This window comes from Pseudomonas sp. B15(2017) (genome assembly GCF_002113215.1).
Classification (GTDB): Bacteria; Pseudomonadota; Gammaproteobacteria; order Pseudomonadales; family Pseudomonadaceae; genus Aquipseudomonas.
In genome coordinates, this window is the sequence record NZ_NEJZ01000007.1 from 131,612 (window position 1) to 146,735 (window position 15,124).

At 61.9% G+C, this 15,124-nt stretch carries 15 protein-coding genes; 9 read left to right on the forward strand and 6 right to left on the reverse strand.

Annotation, left to right across the window (positions count from 1 at the left end):
- Positions 1-7: 7 nt before the first annotated feature.
- From CAF73_RS12740 to CAF73_RS12760, 5 genes are all read right to left on the reverse strand, one after another.
- Positions 8-1,228 (reverse strand): electron transfer flavoprotein subunit alpha/FixB family protein, encoded by a 1,221-nt coding sequence (locus CAF73_RS12740; protein ID WP_085697777.1) that lies wholly within the window; start codon positions 1,226-1,228, stop codon positions 8-10.
- Positions 1,228-3,177: a dimethylglycine demethylation protein DgcB gene (gene dgcB, locus CAF73_RS12745; RefSeq protein ID WP_085697778.1), complete on the reverse strand. Its 1,950-nt coding sequence runs from the start codon at positions 3,175-3,177 to the stop codon at positions 1,228-1,230. The genes CAF73_RS12740 and dgcB overlap by 1 nt, the downstream gene beginning before the upstream one ends.
- 155 nt (positions 3,178-3,332) lie before the next feature.
- The gene (dgcA, locus tag CAF73_RS12750) at positions 3,333-5,393 is read right to left on the reverse strand and encodes a dimethylglycine demethylation protein DgcA (protein WP_064599960.1); all 2,061 of its coding nucleotides are present in this window, start codon (positions 5,391-5,393) and stop codon (positions 3,333-3,335) included.
- 15 nt (positions 5,394-5,408) lie between these two features.
- On the reverse strand, positions 5,409-5,939 hold the full coding sequence (locus tag CAF73_RS12755; RefSeq protein WP_003228980.1) for a DUF5943 domain-containing protein: 531 nt from the start codon (positions 5,937-5,939) through the stop codon (positions 5,409-5,411).
- 77 nt (positions 5,940-6,016) lie between these two features.
- On the reverse strand, positions 6,017-6,994 hold the full coding sequence (locus CAF73_RS12760) for a dipeptidase (protein ID WP_007959776.1): 978 nt from the start codon (positions 6,992-6,994) through the stop codon (positions 6,017-6,019).
- Between the two features lie 234 nt (positions 6,995-7,228).
- Between CAF73_RS12760 and CAF73_RS12765 the strand changes: the two genes are divergently transcribed.
- The 4 genes from CAF73_RS12765 (at position 7,229) to CAF73_RS12780 (ending at position 8,853) form a co-directional block, all read left to right on the forward strand.
- On the forward strand, positions 7,229-7,630 hold the full coding sequence (locus CAF73_RS12765; protein ID WP_085697909.1) for a lysozyme inhibitor LprI family protein: 402 nt from the start codon (positions 7,229-7,231) through the stop codon (positions 7,628-7,630).
- 212 nt (positions 7,631-7,842) lie between these two features.
- A complete protein-coding gene (locus CAF73_RS12770) occupies positions 7,843-8,097 on the forward strand; it encodes a type II toxin-antitoxin system RelE/ParE family toxin (RefSeq protein ID WP_085697779.1) in 255 nt (84 codons plus the stop codon).
- Entirely contained in the window at positions 8,081-8,404 is a 324-nt protein-coding gene (locus tag CAF73_RS12775; RefSeq protein WP_085697780.1) for a helix-turn-helix domain-containing protein, read from the forward strand. Before CAF73_RS12770 ends, CAF73_RS12775 begins: the two co-directional genes overlap by 17 nt.
- Before the next feature lie 32 nt (positions 8,405-8,436).
- The gene (locus CAF73_RS12780) at positions 8,437-8,853 is read left to right on the forward strand and encodes a DUF3010 family protein (protein WP_085697781.1); all 417 of its coding nucleotides are present in this window, start codon (positions 8,437-8,439) and stop codon (positions 8,851-8,853) included.
- 138 nt (positions 8,854-8,991) lie between these two features.
- On the opposite strand, the gene CAF73_RS12785 is transcribed toward CAF73_RS12780, so the two are convergent.
- On the reverse strand, positions 8,992-9,936 hold the full coding sequence (locus CAF73_RS12785; RefSeq protein WP_085702869.1) for a GlxA family transcriptional regulator: 945 nt from the start codon (positions 9,934-9,936) through the stop codon (positions 8,992-8,994).
- A gap of 192 nt (positions 9,937-10,128) precedes the next feature.
- Here CAF73_RS12785 and choX point away from each other — a divergent pair, with 192 nt between their 5' ends.
- From choX to CAF73_RS12810, 5 genes are all read left to right on the forward strand, one after another.
- Entirely contained in the window at positions 10,129-11,073 is a 945-nt protein-coding gene (gene choX, locus CAF73_RS12790; protein WP_085702870.1) for a choline ABC transporter substrate-binding protein, read from the forward strand.
- A 75-nt stretch (positions 11,074-11,148) separates the two neighbouring features.
- Complete coding sequence (locus CAF73_RS12795) at positions 11,149-12,036, forward strand: 3-keto-5-aminohexanoate cleavage protein (protein WP_085697783.1); 888 nt, start codon at positions 11,149-11,151, stop codon at positions 12,034-12,036.
- 141 nt (positions 12,037-12,177) lie between these two features.
- Positions 12,178-13,143 (forward strand): L-carnitine dehydrogenase, encoded by a 966-nt coding sequence (locus tag CAF73_RS12800; RefSeq protein WP_085697784.1) that lies wholly within the window; start codon positions 12,178-12,180, stop codon positions 13,141-13,143.
- A gap of 128 nt (positions 13,144-13,271) precedes the next feature.
- Positions 13,272-13,748: a thioesterase family protein gene (locus CAF73_RS12805; RefSeq protein WP_085702871.1), complete on the forward strand. Its 477-nt coding sequence runs from the start codon at positions 13,272-13,274 to the stop codon at positions 13,746-13,748.
- Between the two features lie 24 nt (positions 13,749-13,772).
- On the forward strand, positions 13,773-14,936 hold the full coding sequence (locus CAF73_RS12810) for a gamma-butyrobetaine dioxygenase (RefSeq protein WP_085702872.1): 1,164 nt from the start codon (positions 13,773-13,775) through the stop codon (positions 14,934-14,936).
- Positions 14,937-15,124 lie beyond the last annotated feature (188 nt).

A 15,124-nucleotide genomic window follows, 5' to 3' on the forward strand; every position in this document is an offset into this window, starting at 1 on the left:
CCGTTCCTTAAGCCGCATCGCGCTTGGCTTCGTTGCGGTAAGCCTCAACCGCCGCGATCAAGGCCTGAAGAATTTCCGCGCTTTCGCCGATCACCGACAGGTCGGCACGCTTGATCATGTCGCAACCCGGATCGAGGTTGATCGCCACCACCTTGTCGCAGGCACCGATGCCTTGCAGGTGCTGGATCGCCCCGGAAATCCCCACGGCCACGTAAACCCGCGCGGTGACCCAGGTGCCGGAAGCGCCGACCTGACGGTCGCGGGCCATGAAGCCATCGTCCACCGCCACCCGCGAAGCGCCTTCGGTGGCACCGAGGGCGGCAGCGGTCTTGTGGAAAAGCTCCCAGTCCTTGACCCCGTTGCCGCCGGAGAAGATGAACTCGGCTTCGGCCATTGGAATCGCTGCCGGGTCCACCGCCACCGCGCCCAGATCCTCGATCCGCGACAGGCTGCGCGCGACGGGTGTGGATAACTCCACCGGCAGCGCTTCGTGACGGGTTTCGCTGACCGGTTCGGCGCACTCGGCGGACGCCAGAATCAGCCGCGCGACCGGGCGGGCCAGATCCTGCAACCCGGCACCGGCGCGCCCCATACACTCCTGATCCTTGACCTGCCACACCCGCGTGGCCGGGCGCTCGCCCAGCGCCGCCGCGAAGCGCCGACCCAATTCGCCACCACCGCTGCGGCTGTCCGGCAGCAACCAGTGACGCGGGTTGAACTGGTTATCCACAGCCCGCAGACCCTGGATCCGTTGTTCCGGTGCATAACCGCTGAATTCTTCACCTTCCAGCACCAGCAAGCGGTCAACGCCTGCGGTGGCGAAAGCGTTTTCCTTGTGCTCGCCGAACACCACGGCCAGCACCGCACCATCGCTGCCGGCCAGTTGACGGGCCAGGCCGAGTAGGTCGCGGTCGTGGCTGCTCAAACGGCCACCGACCATGTCCGGCACCACGCTGATATAGAACGCCGGAGCCGGCACCTGATGCAGCGGCAATTGCACTTCGACCGCTGCCGAGCGTTTGACCGCCCCGCCCTGCTGGGCGCCGCTGCGGTCGATGCGCTTGATGCCGTTCGGCCCGATAAAGCCGATGCCGTGCAGGTTCTTGCGGATGATCCCGTTGGGCCCCATCCAGCTGTGTTGCGCCGGTTGCATGGCCGCGTGCAGCGGGTGCAGGCGGTTGCGTGCGATCCACTCGGCGCGGGGGTCGCGGCGGATAATGTCGCTCATCAGTGGGCCTCCGCAGGTTCACGTTTGGCCGGGGTGGCAGGCTTGTTCGGCGCGGCGTCTTCGAGCAGCGCGTCGGCCACCAGTTCGGCGATGTCCTTGATCAGCGGACGCGGTTCGACCACGCCTTCGAGCATCGCCGTGCACTGTGGACAACCCACGGCCACCAGCTCGGCGCCGGTCTCGCGGATGTCTTCCATGCGCATGTCGGGGATCCGCTGCTTGCCCGGAATGTCGGTGATCGGCGCCCCGCCACCGCCGCCGCAGCAGCGCGAACGGAAGCCGGAACGTTGCATTTCCTTGATCTCGATGCCGAGGGCGCGCAGCACTTCGCGCGGCGCCTCGTACTCGCCGTTGTAACGGCCGAGGTAGCACGGGTCGTGATAGGTCACGCTGTTGCCTTTGTGCTGACCGAGGTTCAGCGCGCCGGCCTGGATGATTTCCGCCAGATAAGTGCTGTGATGCTGCACGAGATAATTGCCGTCGAACGCGCCGTACTCGTTTTTCAGCACATGGAAGCTGTGCGGATCGCAGGTGACGATGCGGTTGAAGCTGTATTTGGCCAGGGTCTGGATATTGCGTTTGGCGAGCAGTTGGAAGGTGGCTTCATCGCCAAGACGCCGGGCCACGTCGCCGCTGTCGCGCTCTTCGAGCCCCAGCACCGCGAAGTCGACCTTGGCCGCTTTCAGCACTTTGACGAAGGCGCGCAGGGTGCGCTGGTTGCGCATGTCGAAGGCACCGTCGCCGACCCAGAACAGCACGTCGGTGGACTTCTTCTCGCTGAGCAGGTTGAGGTTCAGGTCCGCCGCCCAGTTCATCCTCCCGCCCGGGGCAAAACCGCCAGGGTTGTCGGTAGCAATCAGGTTTTCCAGGACTTCGGCGCCCTTGTTCGGGGTCGCGCCTTTTTCCAAGGTCAGGTGACGACGCATGTCGACGATGGCATCGACGTGCTCGATCATCATCGGGCATTCCTCGACGCAGGCGCGGCAGGTAGTGCACGACCACAGGGTTTCGGCATCGACCAGACCGTTGACGATCGGTTGATGCGGATTGCCGCTGTGTTCGCCCACCGGTTTGCCCGGATACGGGCTGCCGGCGAACTGGGCATCGGTGCCGCCGGCGAGGCCGACGACCATGTCCTGAATCAGTTTTTTCGGGTTCAGCGGCTGGCCGGCGGCGAATGCCGGGCACGCGGCTTCGCACTTGCCGCACTGCACGCAGGCGTCGAAACCGAGCAACTGGTTCCAGGTGAAATCCTTGGGCTTTTCCACACCCAGCGGCGCGGTCGGATCATTCAGATCCAGCGGTTTCAAACCGGTGGAACGGCCGCCGCCGAAGCGTTCGGCGCGGCGGTGCCAGGCCAGGTGCAAGGCACCGGCGAAGGCGTGTTTCATCGGGCCGCCCCAGGTCATGCCGAAGAACAGTTCCGACACGCCCCACAGCACACCGACCCCGAGAATCGCCGCCAGCACCCAGCCACCGAAGTTCTCCGGCAGGATCCCGGCCACCGGCAAGGTCACCAGGAAGAACGAGGCCGAGAACGCCAGCAGGCTTTTCGGCAGGCGCATCCACGGGCCTTTCGACAGCCGCGACGGCGGGTTGAGCCGACGCCGATAGACGAAGATCGCGCCGACGAACATCACCGCCGTCATCAGCAGCAACGCGTAGCCAAGAATGCGGTTATGCAGGCCGAAACCGTGCACCAGAATCGCCAGCACGATCGACGCCACCGCACCGCCCGCCGTGGCGACGTGGGTGTTGGCAATGTATTTGTCCCGCGCCACCACGTGGTGCAGATCGACCATGTAACGCTTGGGCATGGCGAACAGGCCGCCGATCAGATCGACCTTCGAGGCCCGGCCCCGGCGCCACATGGCCACCCGCCGCAACGCACCCAGCACCGCAAGGGCCAGGGCTGCGAACAACAGGATTGGAAGAAGGGTGTTCAACATGGTGAAGCTCCCACCAGTACAGCCTGGAGAAACACGTTCGGCGTGTTCCTGTGGGAGCGAGCTTGCTCGCGAAAGCGCCGGGTCAGTCGATGCAGCGGTGACTGACAGAATGCATTCGCGGGCAAGCCCGCTCCCACAGGGTCATGTGCAAACCTTTAGAAGTCTTTGCACAACCGCAGGGCGTCATAGATCGCAGCGTGAGTATTACGCTGCGCCACGCAGTCACCGATGCGGAACAGCAAGTAACCGTCGCCGGTGCTGCTCAACGAAGGTTGTGGCTGGATCGCAAACAATGCCTCGACATCGATCTGGCCCTTGTTGCGCGAGCCGTCCTTGAGGGCGTAGTAGATTTCTTCGTCCGGGCGCACGCCGTTCTCGACGACCACCTGATCCACCACCCGCTCCTCTTTGGCGCCGGTGTATTCGTTCTCCAGCACCGCGACGAGTTTGTCGCCTTCGCGGTAGACCTTCTCCAGCATCATGTCGCCGGTCATGATCACTTCTTTCGGGTACATGCTGCGGTAGTAGGTCGGGAACGACGTACCGCCGATGGCCACGCCCGGCTTGATGTCGTCGGTGACAATCTCGACCTGGCTGCCCTTGTCCGCGAGGAAGTCGGCCACCGACATCCCGGTGAACTCGCAGATGGTGTCGTAGACCAGCACGTTCTTGCCCGGCGCAACCTTGCCGTCGAGCACGTCCCAGCTGCTGACCACCAGCCCTTCGGCAGCGCCCCAGTGTTCGTTCTGCTCCAGGTAAGGGTGACCGCCAACAGCCAGCACGACGATGTCCGGACGCAGGTCCATGATGGTGTCGGCATCGGCGGCAGTGCCCAGACGCAGGTCGACTTTCAGCCGCGCCAGCTCCAGCTGGAACCAGCGGGTGATGCCGGCGATCTGGTCACGCTGCGGCGCTTTCGAAGCCGTGGTGATCTGCCCGCCGATGAATTCCTTCTTCTCGAACAGGGTCACGTCGTGGCCACGTTCGGCCGCCACGCGGGCAGCTTCCATCCCCGCCGGGCCGGCACCGACGATCACCACCTTGCGTTTCGGCCCGGTGGATTTCTCGATGATGTGCGGCACGCCCATGTATTCACGGGAGGTCGCGGCGTTCTGGATGCACAGCACGTCCAGGCCCTGGTACTGACGGTCGATGCAATAGTTGGCGCCGACGCACTGCTTGATCTGGTCGACCTGGCCCATCTTGATCTTGGCGATCAGGTGCGGGTCGGCGATGTGGGCGCGGGTCATGCCGACCATGTCGACGTAACCGCCCTCCAGAATGCGCGTGGCCTGGTTCGGGTCCTTGATGTTCTGCGCGTGCAGCACCGGAACCTTGACCACTTCCTTGATCCCGGCCGCCAGGTGCAGGAACGGCTCCGGCGGGTAACTCATGTTCGGAATCACGTTGGCCAGGGTGTTGTGGGTGTCGCAACCCGAGCCGACGACACCGATGAAATCGAGCATGCCGGTGTCGTCGTAATACTTGGCGATCTGTTTCATGTCTTCGTGGGACAGACCGTCCGGGTGGAACTCGTCACCGCAGATACGCATGCCGACGCAGAAGTCGTCACCGACCTCGGCGCGCACGGCTTTCAGGACTTCCAGACCGAACTTCATTCGGCCTTCAAAGGTGCCGCCCCATTCGTCGGTACGCTTGTTGACGCGCGGGCTCCAGAACTGGTCGATCATGTGCTGGTGCACGGCCGACAGTTCGACGCCGTCCAGGCCGCCGGCCTTGGCGCGACGCGCGGCTTGCGCGTAGTTGCCGATCACCCGCCAGATTTCTTCCGGCTCGATGGTCTTGCAGGTGGCGCGGTGCACCGGTTCGCGGATGCCCGACGGCGACATCAGGGTCGGCCAGTGAAAACCGTCCCAACGCGAGCGACGGCCCATGTGGGTAATCTGGATCATGATCTTGGCGCCATGCTTGTGCATGGCGTCGGCGAGATTCTGGAAGTGCGGAATGATCCGGTCGGTGGACAGGTTCACCGAACTCCACCATTGCTGCGGGCTGTCGATCGCCACCACGGACGAACCGCCACAGATCGCCAGGCCGATGCCGCCCTTGGCTTTCTCTTCGTAATACTTGACGTACCGTTCGGTGGTCATGCCGCCGTCGGTCGCGTAGACCTCGGCGTGCGCGGTGCTGAGCACGCGGTTGCGGATGGTCAGTTTGCCAATTTGAATTGGCTGAAACATTGCTTCGAAAGCCATGGCGGGTTCCTCGACTTACAACGGCTTGACGGTGAACAGGCCGTCGTCGTGGCCTTCTTCGGAGCCACCGTAGACCTGCTCGGCCACGGTGCGGATCTTGCTGCCGCGAGCGGCGAGGATCTGATCCATCGCTCCGGCAAACCAGCCGGTGAACATGTAGTCGACCTTGCGCCCGACCTTGCCGTAGACGTAGACGAACGCCGAGTGTTCGAGCTTGACGCTGGCGGTGCCTTTGTCGAGGTCGATGTCCTGGATCTTGAACAGGCCCCAGCCGCGCTGCGACAGGCGCTTCATGTAGTGCTCGAACACCGCGACGCCTTCCAGACCGTGGCACTCGGCTTCTTTTTCACACCAGTGCCAGGCGGATTTGTAGCCGGCCTTGTAGAGGATTTCGGCATAGGCCTCGGCGCCCAGCACTTCCTCGATGCCCATGTGGTTGTTGACGAAGAAATGCCGTGGCACGTACAGCATCGGCAGGGCGTCGGAGGTCCAGACACCGGTCTCGCTGTCGACTTCGATTGGCAATTGCGGGGCGATCTTGGCCATGGAAACTTAACTCCAGAAAAATTTTGGTGTTGCCCCCGGCGCGGACGGCCGGGGGAAAGTATTCGGGAAGCGGCGGCTTATTCGCCCCAGACGTCTTTCAGGACGTTCACCCAGTTTTCACCCATGATCTTGCGTACCACGCGCTCGGAGTGGCCGCGCTTGAGCAGGGTTTCGGTCAGGTTCGGGAACTCGCCGACGGTGCGGATGCCCAGCGGGTTGATGATCTTGCCGAAGTTGGTCAGACGGCGGGCGTAGCCCTTGTCGTGGGTCAGATATTCGAAGAAGTCCTGACCGTGACCCTGGGTGAAGTCGGTGCCGATGCCGATGGCGTCTTCGCCGACGATGTTCATGGTGTACTCGATGGCTTCAGCGTAGTCGTCGATGGTCGAATCGATGCCTTTGGCCAGGAACGGCGCGAACATGGTCACGCCGACGAAACCGCCGTGGTCAGCAATAAACTTAAGCTCTTCATCGGACTTGTTGCGCGGGTGCTCTTTCAGCCCCGACGGCAGGCAGTGGGAATAGCAGACCGGTTTTTTCGATTCGAGGATGACTTCTTCGGAAGTCTTGGAACCGACGTGGGACAGGTCGCACATGACGCCGACACGGTTCATTTCGGCGACGATTTCGCGACCGAAGCCCGACAGGCCGCCGTCACGTTCGTAGCAACCGGTGCCCACCAGGTTCTGGGTGTTGTAGCACATCTGCACGATGCCGACGCCGAGCTGCTTGAACACCTCGACATAGCCAATCTGGTCTTCGAACGCGTGGGCGTTCTGGAAGCCGAAGAGGATGCCGGTCTTGCCCTGCTCTTTGGCCTTGCGGATATCGGCGGTGGTGCGGACGGGGATCACCAGGTCGCTGTTTTCACGAATCAGTTTCTGGCTGGCGGCGATGTTGTTGACCGTGGCCTGAAAACCCTCCCACACCGACACGGTGCAGTTGGCCGCCGTCAGACCGCCCTTGCGCATGTCTTCGAACAGCTCGCGGTTCCATTTGGCAATGATCAGACCGTCGATAACGATGCTGTCGGCGTGTAATTCGGCTGGGCTCATCAGGCGTCCCCTTATTGGCGATTCATGCGCCGAATCGTCTGCCGGCGCTTTGGGGCCAGCATATGCCTCGGTGCGCGACCAGCCGGGTGCAAAAACGACAGGGGAATTGCCGAAAGCGTCAATCCGCGACAAAGGGTCGCCAACCGGTCCGACCGGCCACCTGTTCAAGCCCGCGAGCTTGAGCCAGAATCTGCCGCATCCCGGAAACACCACTGGATTAGAGCGGCGACATCAATGAAATCGATCTTCCTGGCCCTGGCCCTGATTGCGACCGGCGTACACGCTGCCGAAGAGTCCGACAACAACCCGTGCGATGCGGTGGAAAACGACGTTCAGACCCTGGAATGCTCGACCTACAGCCGCACCACCGCCGAAGACCTGCTCAAGGACAACTACGCCAGCCTGAACGAGCGTATGCAGGCCACCTACGGCAAGAACCCGGCGCAACTGGCCGACATCACCGCCAAACTCAAGGCCGCCCAGCAACAATGGCTGAAAACCCGCGACGCCGACTGCGCCGTCGAAGCCTTCCCGGCGACGGACGGCAGCAAGGCGTTCAAGATTGCGCAGAATGACTGCGTGGCGCGGATGAGTGACGAGCGGTCGGAGTTTTTGGAGTCGATTGGGCAGGAGTAATCGCTTATTCACCGGAGAAAGCTGGAAGTATTTTCAGCTTTCTGATGCAAAAGAATCTTTTCCCACAAAGCGTTCAGATCTGCCCCACAGATTCTGTCTGAAGCCTCTGTTCTCGGGGCTTTCCATGAAACATAGCGTCAAGTTTTGTTTATTGGCCACCTGAAAAATATAAGCAAAGATTCGCAAATCTTATAAAAGACTTATATTCTGCCATGAACAGCATCCACTGGAACCGAAAGGCCGTTAAGCAACTCCTGAAATTGCACTCCGCTCATCAGTGTCAGGTCAGAGATGCCATCACGGTGCTTGCTGACATGCCTGATGTGGGTAATGTGAAAGCACTGGTTGGTCATGACTACGCCTATCGGCTGCGCGTCGGTAATTACCGAGTCATGTTCGACTGGGATGGCGCGATCAAAGTGGTCAGTATTCAAGAGGTAAAAAAACGCGATGAACGCACTTACTGACATCCAAATCATCAATGATTCCGAGGGCAAACCCGCTTTCGTAGTCATTCCTTACGCGCAATATGTGGCGCAGAAAATGGAGCCTGACCTGATTCCCCATGAGGTGGTCAGTCGTATTGTCGACGGGGCAACTCCGATCAGGGCCTGGCGCGAACATCTCAACCTGACCCAGGAAGAAGTAGCTCGGCGCATGGGCATTTCACAGCCTGCCTTTGCCCAGCAGGAAACCGTTGCAAAGCCGCGCAAGGTCACTCGCGAAAAGATTGCAGCGGCGTTTGGTATCACCGCCAACCAGCTTGAGCTGTAAGCTGCACCTCTTCCGCCAATCAAGGGATTCACATGAACATCTGCGGTATCGAAATCAAAGGCAGTGAAGCGATCATCGCCGTGGCGTCCCTCGACGGTTCGGTGTTGAGCCATGTCGCTTTGAACACCAAGAAAATCGCGCTGGACGATGACGACGAGGCGGCCAACGTCAAACTGTTCGCCGCGCAGGTCGCATCGTTTGTGCGCGAGAACTCCATCGATCGCATCGCGATCAAGAAGCGCAGCAAAAAAGGCGAGTTTGCCGGTGGTCCGACCACGTTCAAGATCGAGGGTGTGTTTCAGTTGCTGGACGGTTGCGAAGTGATGTTGCTGTCGCCGCAGACGATCAATGCCCAGGCCAAGAAGCACCATTTCGAACTGCCGGGGACGCTGAACAAGTATCAGCATGAGGCTTACAAAACCGCCTGCGCGGCGCTATTGAAGAAGTAGGAATTTATCCAGCCAACACAAACCACTGTGGGAGCGAGCTTGCTCGCGAAGAGGGAGTATCAGTCGACATATTTGTTGTATGACCCGCCGCATTCGCGAGCAAGCTCGCTCCCACAGGTTCTTTTTCTGGCCTCAAAGTCAAGCCTGAGCGGTACGCCGGTCCTCCCGCGGACACCGGGCAAACTTCGCCCGGTAGCTGCGGGTGAAGTACGACGGTGATTCAAACCCGCAGGCGATGCTGACTTCCAGCACGCTCATGTCGGTCTGGCGCAACAGCTGCCGGGCCTTTTCCAGCCGCAAGCGAAGGTAGAATTTGCTTGGCGTGTCGTTCAGGTGCAGGCGGAACAACCGCTCCAGTTGCCGCCGCGTCACCTTGATCGATTCCGCCAGCTCGAGGGTGGTCAGCGGCGGTTCGCTGTGCTGCTCCATCTCGCCAATCACATGCACCAGCTTCTTGTTGCTGATGCCGTAGCGCGTGGCGACTTCCATGCGCTGGTGGTCCTTGCGCGGACGAATCCTTCCCAATACAAACTGCTCGCTGACCTGGATCGCCAGTTGCGGGCCGTGGGCCTGGGCGATCAGGTCGAGCATCAGGTCGATGGACGCGGTGCCGCCGGCCGACGTGATGCGCCGACGGTCGATCTCGAACAGCTCCTGGGTGACGCTGAGCTGTGGATAAGATTCCTTGAAGGCGTCGATGGCTTCCCAGTGCAGGGTCAGGCGATGACCATCGAGCAGGCCGGCTTCAGCGAGGACGAAGCTGCCGGTGTCGATCGCGCCGAGGGTTACGCCTTCGTTGTCCAGCCGTCGCAGCCAGTGTTCCAGCGCCGGAGTGGCAAATTTCAACGGCTCGAACCCGGCGACCACCAGCAGCGTCGCCCCTTTCTTCAGCGGCTCCAGCGCCGCATCGGCGTTGACCGACATCCCGTTGCTCGCCAGCACCGCTCCGCCATCGGCGCTCAGGACGTGCCAGCGGTACAGCTCACCGCGAAAGCGGTTGGCCACCCGCAGCGGTTCGATCGCAGAGATGAAACCGATGGCCGAAAAACCCGGCATCAACAAAAAGTAGAAATCCTGGGACATGGTGCGCACTCGGTCAGCGGGTAGCGTGCAACGTTGATACGCCAGTTGTCGGCGGCATTCAAGAGCACAGGTCGCTACAGTGCAAGAGCCAGTCGCCGCAGTGCGTTTTCACAGGGGCATTGCTGCGTAACTTGGCATCACCGGCGCGACAGACGCCGGGACCCACAATAACGACCTGCCGAGGAACCCGACATGAAACGACTGATCAGCAGCTGTGTTCTCGCACTCAGCGGTACCGCGTTATTAAGCGCCAGTGTCATGGCGGCCGATTCCGCATCGTGTCAGAACGTGCGCATGGGCGTGGTGAACTGGACCGACGTGATCGCCACCAGCGCCATGGCTCAGGTGCTGCTCGACGGACTCGGCTACAGCACCAAACAGACCAGCGCCTCTCAGCAAATCGTTTTCGCCGGCATCCGCGACCAGCGTCTGGATCTGTTCCTCGGCTACTGGAACCCGCTGATGACCCAGACCATCACCCCGTTCGTCGACGCCAACCAGGTCAAGGTGCTTGAAGCACCGAGCCTCAAGGACGCCCGCGCCACTCTCGCCGTGCCGACCTATCTGGCGGACAAGGGTCTGAAAACCTTCGCCGATATCGCCAAGTTCGAGAAAGAACTGGGCGGCAAGATCTACGGCATCGAGCCCGGCTCGGGCGCCAACACCCAGATCAAGGCGATGATCGCCAAGAACCAGTTCGGCCTCGGCAAGTTCCAGCTCGTGGAATCCAGCGAGGCCGGCATGCTCGCCGCCGTCGATCGCGCGGTGCGCCGCAAGGAGGCCGTGGTGTTCTTCGGCTGGGCGCCGCACCCGATGAACGTCAACGTGCAGATGACTTATCTGACCGGCAGCGAAGACGCCCTCGGCCCGAACGAAGGCATGGCCACCGTGTGGACCGTCACCGCGCCGAAATACGCCGAACAATGCCCGAACGTCAGTCGCCTGCTTAGCAACCTGACGTTCACCGCCGAAGACGAGAGCCGGATGATGCAGCCGTTGCTCGATCACAAGGACGCTTTCGAATCGGCCAGGCAATGGCTCAAGGATCACCCGCAGGACAAACAGCGCTGGCTCGAAGGCGTCACCACTTTCGATGGCAAACCGGCGGCTGAAAACCTCCAGCTCACCAGCAAATAAACCGCAACGAAAGAACCACTTCGCAGCCCGCCACGGGCTGCGAACAGACCCATCACGCCTGAAGGAAAACGCACCATGAACCACGACGTCATCATCACCTGCGCACTCACCGGTGCTGGCGACACGACCGCCAAAAGCCCTCACGTGCCGGTCACTCCAAAGCAAATCGCCGCCGCCGCAGTAGAAGCGGCCAAGGCCGGCGCCACCGTCGTGCACTGCCACGTCCGCGACCCGCAGACCGGCAAGTTCAGCCGTGACGTGGCGCTGTACCGCGAAGTCATGGAGCGCATCCGCGAAGCCGACGTCGACATCATCGTCAACCTCACCGCCGGCATGGGTGGCGACCTGGAAATCGGCCCGGGCGAGCGCCCGATGGAGTTCGGTCCGAACACCGATCTGGTCGGCCCGCTGACCCGCCTGGCCCACGTCGAAGAACTGCTGCCGGAAATCTGCACCCTGGATTGCGGCACCCTGAACTTTGGCGACGGCGACACCATTTACGTCTCCACCCCGGCCCAACTGCGCGCCGGTGCCAAACGCATCACCGAGCTGGGCGTGAAGGCCGAGCTTGAGATTTTCGACACCGGTCACCTGTGGTTCGCCAAACAGATGATCAAGGAAGGCCTGCTCGACAACCCGTTGTTCCAGCTGTGCCTGGGCATCCCGTGGGGCGCGCCGGCCGACACCACCACCATGAAAGCCATGGTCGACAACCTGCCGGCCGACGCTGTGTGGGCCGGGTTCGGCATCGGTCGGATGCAGATGCCGATGGCCGCGCAAGCGGTGCTGCTCGGCGGCAACGTGCGGGTCGGTCTGGAAGACAACCTATGGCTGGACAAGGGCGTGCTGGCGACCAACGGCCAACTGGTCGAACGCGCCACCGAGATCCTCAGCCGCCTCGGCGCCCGTGTGCTGACCCCGGCAGAAGGTCGCAAGAAAATGGGCCTGACCCAGCGCGGCTGACGGCCACACATCAAACCCTGTGGGAGCGAGCCTGCTCGCGAAGAGGCCGGTACATCCGAAGCATCTTCATCAGCAGTGCCGCCGCATTCGGGAGCAAGCTCGCTCCCACAGGGAATCACCGAATTGTCCTAGGAAATCACCATGAGCTTTATCACCGAAATCAAAACCTTCGCAGCACTGGGCAGCGGCGTCATCGGCAGCGGCTGGGTCGCCCGCGCCCTCGCCCACGGCCTCGACGTGGTGGCCTGGGACCCGGCGCCGGGTGCCGAAGCGGCGCTGCGCAAACGCGTAGCCAACGCCTGGGGCGCGCTGGAGAAAAACGGCTTGGCGCCGGGCGCTTCGCAGGATCGCCTGCGCTTTGTGGCAACCATCGAAGAGTGCGTGCGCGATGCGGACTTCATCCAGGAAAGCGCCCCGGAACGCCTCGAACTGAAACTGGATTTGCACAGCAAAATCAGTGCGGCGGCCAAGCCGAACGCCCTGATCGGCTCCAGCACTTCGGGCCTGTTGCCGAGCGAGTTCTACGAGAGCTCGACCCACCCGGAACGCTGCGTGGTCGGTCACCCGTTCAACCCGGTTTACCTGCTGCCACTGGTGGAAGTGGTCGGCGGCAAGAACACTGCGCCGCAAGCCGTTCAAGCGGCGATGAAAGTCTACGAATCCCTCGGCATGCGCCCATTGCATGTGCGCAAGGAAGTGCCAGGCTTCATCGCCGACCGCCTGCTCGAAGCGCTGTGGCGCGAAGCACTGCATCTGGTCAACGACGGTGTGGCGACCACCGGTGAAATCGACGACGCGATCCGCTTTGGCGCCGGTCTGCGCTGGTCGTTCATGGGCACGTTCCTGACTTACACCCTGGCCGGTGGCGATGCCGGCATGCGCCATTTCATGTCGCAGTTCGGCCCGGCGTTGCAGCTGCCGTGGACGTACCTGCCGGCACCGGAATTGACCGACAAGTTGATTGACGATGTGGTGGATGGCACCAGCGATCAGCTGGGCCGGCACAGTATTTCGGCGCTGGAGCGCTATCGTGATGATTGCTTGCTGGCGGTGCTTGAGGCGGTGAAGACCACCAAAGAAAAGCACGGGATGAGTTTCAGCGAGTAATCCTTGCGCCAGCAATTCCGGCCTCTTCGCGAGCAAGCTCGCTCCCACAGGGGACTGCATTCAACTGTGGGAGCGAGCTTGCTCGCGAAGACGGCAACCCAGACAACATCAATGTCGGAACAGATGCCATGCCAACCCTCACCACCTACCAAACCAGAATCATCCCCGACTGGGTCGACTACAACGGTCACCTGCGCGACGCCTTCTATCTGCTGATCTTCAGCTACGCCACCGACGCCCTGATGGATCGCCTCGGCATGGACAGCAACAACCGTGAGGCCAGCGGTCATTCGCTGTTCACCCTCGAACTGCACCTCAACTATCTGCACGAAGTGAAGCTCGACGCCAAAGTCGAAGTGCGCACGCAGATCATCGGCCACGACCAGAAACGCCTGCACCTCTATCACAGCCTGCACCTGGCCGGCGGTGACCAGGAACTGGCCGGCAACGAACAGATGCTGCTGCACGTCGACCTCGCCGGCCCGCGTTCCGCACCGTTTACCCCGGACACCCTGGGCCGTCTGCAAGCCATCGTCGCCGAGCAGGCCGACCTGCCCGCCCCTGCTTACATCGGCCGGGTCATCGCCCTGCCCCCAGCCCGGTAAATCCATCCATCGCAAGGAGCCGCCATGCAATCCGCCGTCGCAGTTGCCGATTTCCGTACTTATCCGTTGATCAGCGCGCTGAACGGCGTGCAGACCCTGGCGGATCGCGTCCTTATTGAATGGGCCGACGGGCGTGTCAGCCCGTTCCACCATGTGTGGCTGCGGGACAACTGTCCGTGTCCGCACTGCGTCTACAGCGTCACCCGCGAGCAGGTGTTCGAGATTGTCGACGCAGCGCCGGATCTGTCGCCCTCCGCTGCGCATATCGACACCGATGGCTGCCTGCGCATCGACTGGCAGGACGGCCACCTCAGCCGCTTCGATGCGGGTTGGCTGCGGGCCCACGCCTACGACGACGAATCCCGCTCCGAACGCCTCGCCGCCAAGCCGAAACCCTTCCTCTGGCGCAGCGATTTGCAGCTGCCGGTGTTCGACTATCCAGCCCTGATGCACGACAACGCCGCACTGCTGCAATGGTTGCTGGCGGTACGCGAAATCGGTCTGACCCAGGTGCGCGGCGTACCCACCGAGCCCGGTTCGCTGAAGCTGATCGCCCAGCGCATTTCATTCATCCGCGAGAGCAACTTCGGCGTGCTGTTCAACGTTCAATCCAAGGCCGATGCCGACAGCAATGCCTACACCGCTTTCAACCTGCCATTGCACACGGATCTGCCGACTCGCGAGCTGCAACCGGGGCTGCAATTTCTGCATTGTCTGGTGAACGGTGCCGAGGGTGGCGAGAGTATTTTTGTCGACGGTTTTGCGATTGCCGAAGCGCTGCGTCAGGAAGATCCCACGTCGTTTCAGGCGCTGTGCGAAATCCCGGTAGAGTTTCGCAACAAGGACCGCCACAGTGACTATCGCTGCCTCGCCCCGATCATCGCTCTGGATGCCTTGGGCCGGGTCGCAGAAATCCGCATGGCCAACTTTCTGCGCGGCGCGTTCGACACGTCCGTGGAACAGATGCCGCTGCTGTATCGCGCTTACCGACGCTTCATCGCCATGACCCGCGAGCCGCGCTTCCGGGTGATGCAGCGACTCAACCCGGGCGAGCTGTGGTGCTTCGACAACCGCCGCACCTTGCATGCACGCAATGCCTTCGACCCGTCCACCGGGGCCCGGCATTTTCAGGGCTGCTACATCGACCGGGACGAATTGCTGTCGCGGATTCTGGTGTTGCAGCGCTAGACCGCGTCAGCCTTATTCGCAGACAAAAAAAGCCCCGATGCAAGCCGTGACAGGATCGGGGCGAGGGTACTGTTGAGGAGCTGCCATACCGAGGGTGACCAAACCTTCGTGAAGCGAGCTGAGGCCAGTGTGCCCACTCCCCTGGCCGGCAAGTTAGCCGAAAACGACCTGTTCATAGCCGTCGCGGC

Bases quoted from the DNA above. Each gene is read 5' to 3' on its own strand.
- CAF73_RS12740 (WP_085697777.1), bottom strand. From the start codon at position 1,228: ATGAGCGACATTATCCGCCGCGACCCCCGCGCCGAGTGGATCGCACGC.
- dgcB (WP_085697778.1), bottom strand. From the start codon at position 3,177: ATGTTGAACACCCTTCTTCCAATCCTGTTGTTCGCAGCCCTGGCCCTT.
- dgcA (WP_064599960.1), bottom strand. From the start codon at position 5,393: ATGGCTTTCGAAGCAATGTTTCAGCCAATTCAAATTGGCAAACTGACC.
- CAF73_RS12755 (WP_003228980.1), bottom strand. From the start codon at position 5,939: ATGGCCAAGATCGCCCCGCAATTGCCAATCGAAGTCGACAGCGAGACC.
- CAF73_RS12760 (WP_007959776.1), bottom strand. From the start codon at position 6,994: ATGAGCCCAGCCGAATTACACGCCGACAGCATCGTTATCGACGGTCTG.
- CAF73_RS12765 (WP_085697909.1), top strand. From the start codon at position 7,229: ATGAAATCGATCTTCCTGGCCCTGGCCCTGATTGCGACCGGCGTACAC.
- CAF73_RS12770 (WP_085697779.1), top strand. From the start codon at position 7,843: ATGAACAGCATCCACTGGAACCGAAAGGCCGTTAAGCAACTCCTGAAA.
- CAF73_RS12775 (WP_085697780.1), top strand. From the start codon at position 8,081: ATGAACGCACTTACTGACATCCAAATCATCAATGATTCCGAGGGCAAA.
- CAF73_RS12780 (WP_085697781.1), top strand. From the start codon at position 8,437: ATGAACATCTGCGGTATCGAAATCAAAGGCAGTGAAGCGATCATCGCC.
- CAF73_RS12785 (WP_085702869.1), bottom strand. From the start codon at position 9,936: ATGTCCCAGGATTTCTACTTTTTGTTGATGCCGGGTTTTTCGGCCATC.
- choX (WP_085702870.1), top strand. From the start codon at position 10,129: ATGAAACGACTGATCAGCAGCTGTGTTCTCGCACTCAGCGGTACCGCG.
- CAF73_RS12795 (WP_085697783.1), top strand. From the start codon at position 11,149: ATGAACCACGACGTCATCATCACCTGCGCACTCACCGGTGCTGGCGAC.
- CAF73_RS12800 (WP_085697784.1), top strand. From the start codon at position 12,178: ATGAGCTTTATCACCGAAATCAAAACCTTCGCAGCACTGGGCAGCGGC.
- CAF73_RS12805 (WP_085702871.1), top strand. From the start codon at position 13,272: ATGCCAACCCTCACCACCTACCAAACCAGAATCATCCCCGACTGGGTC.
- CAF73_RS12810 (WP_085702872.1), top strand. From the start codon at position 13,773: ATGCAATCCGCCGTCGCAGTTGCCGATTTCCGTACTTATCCGTTGATC.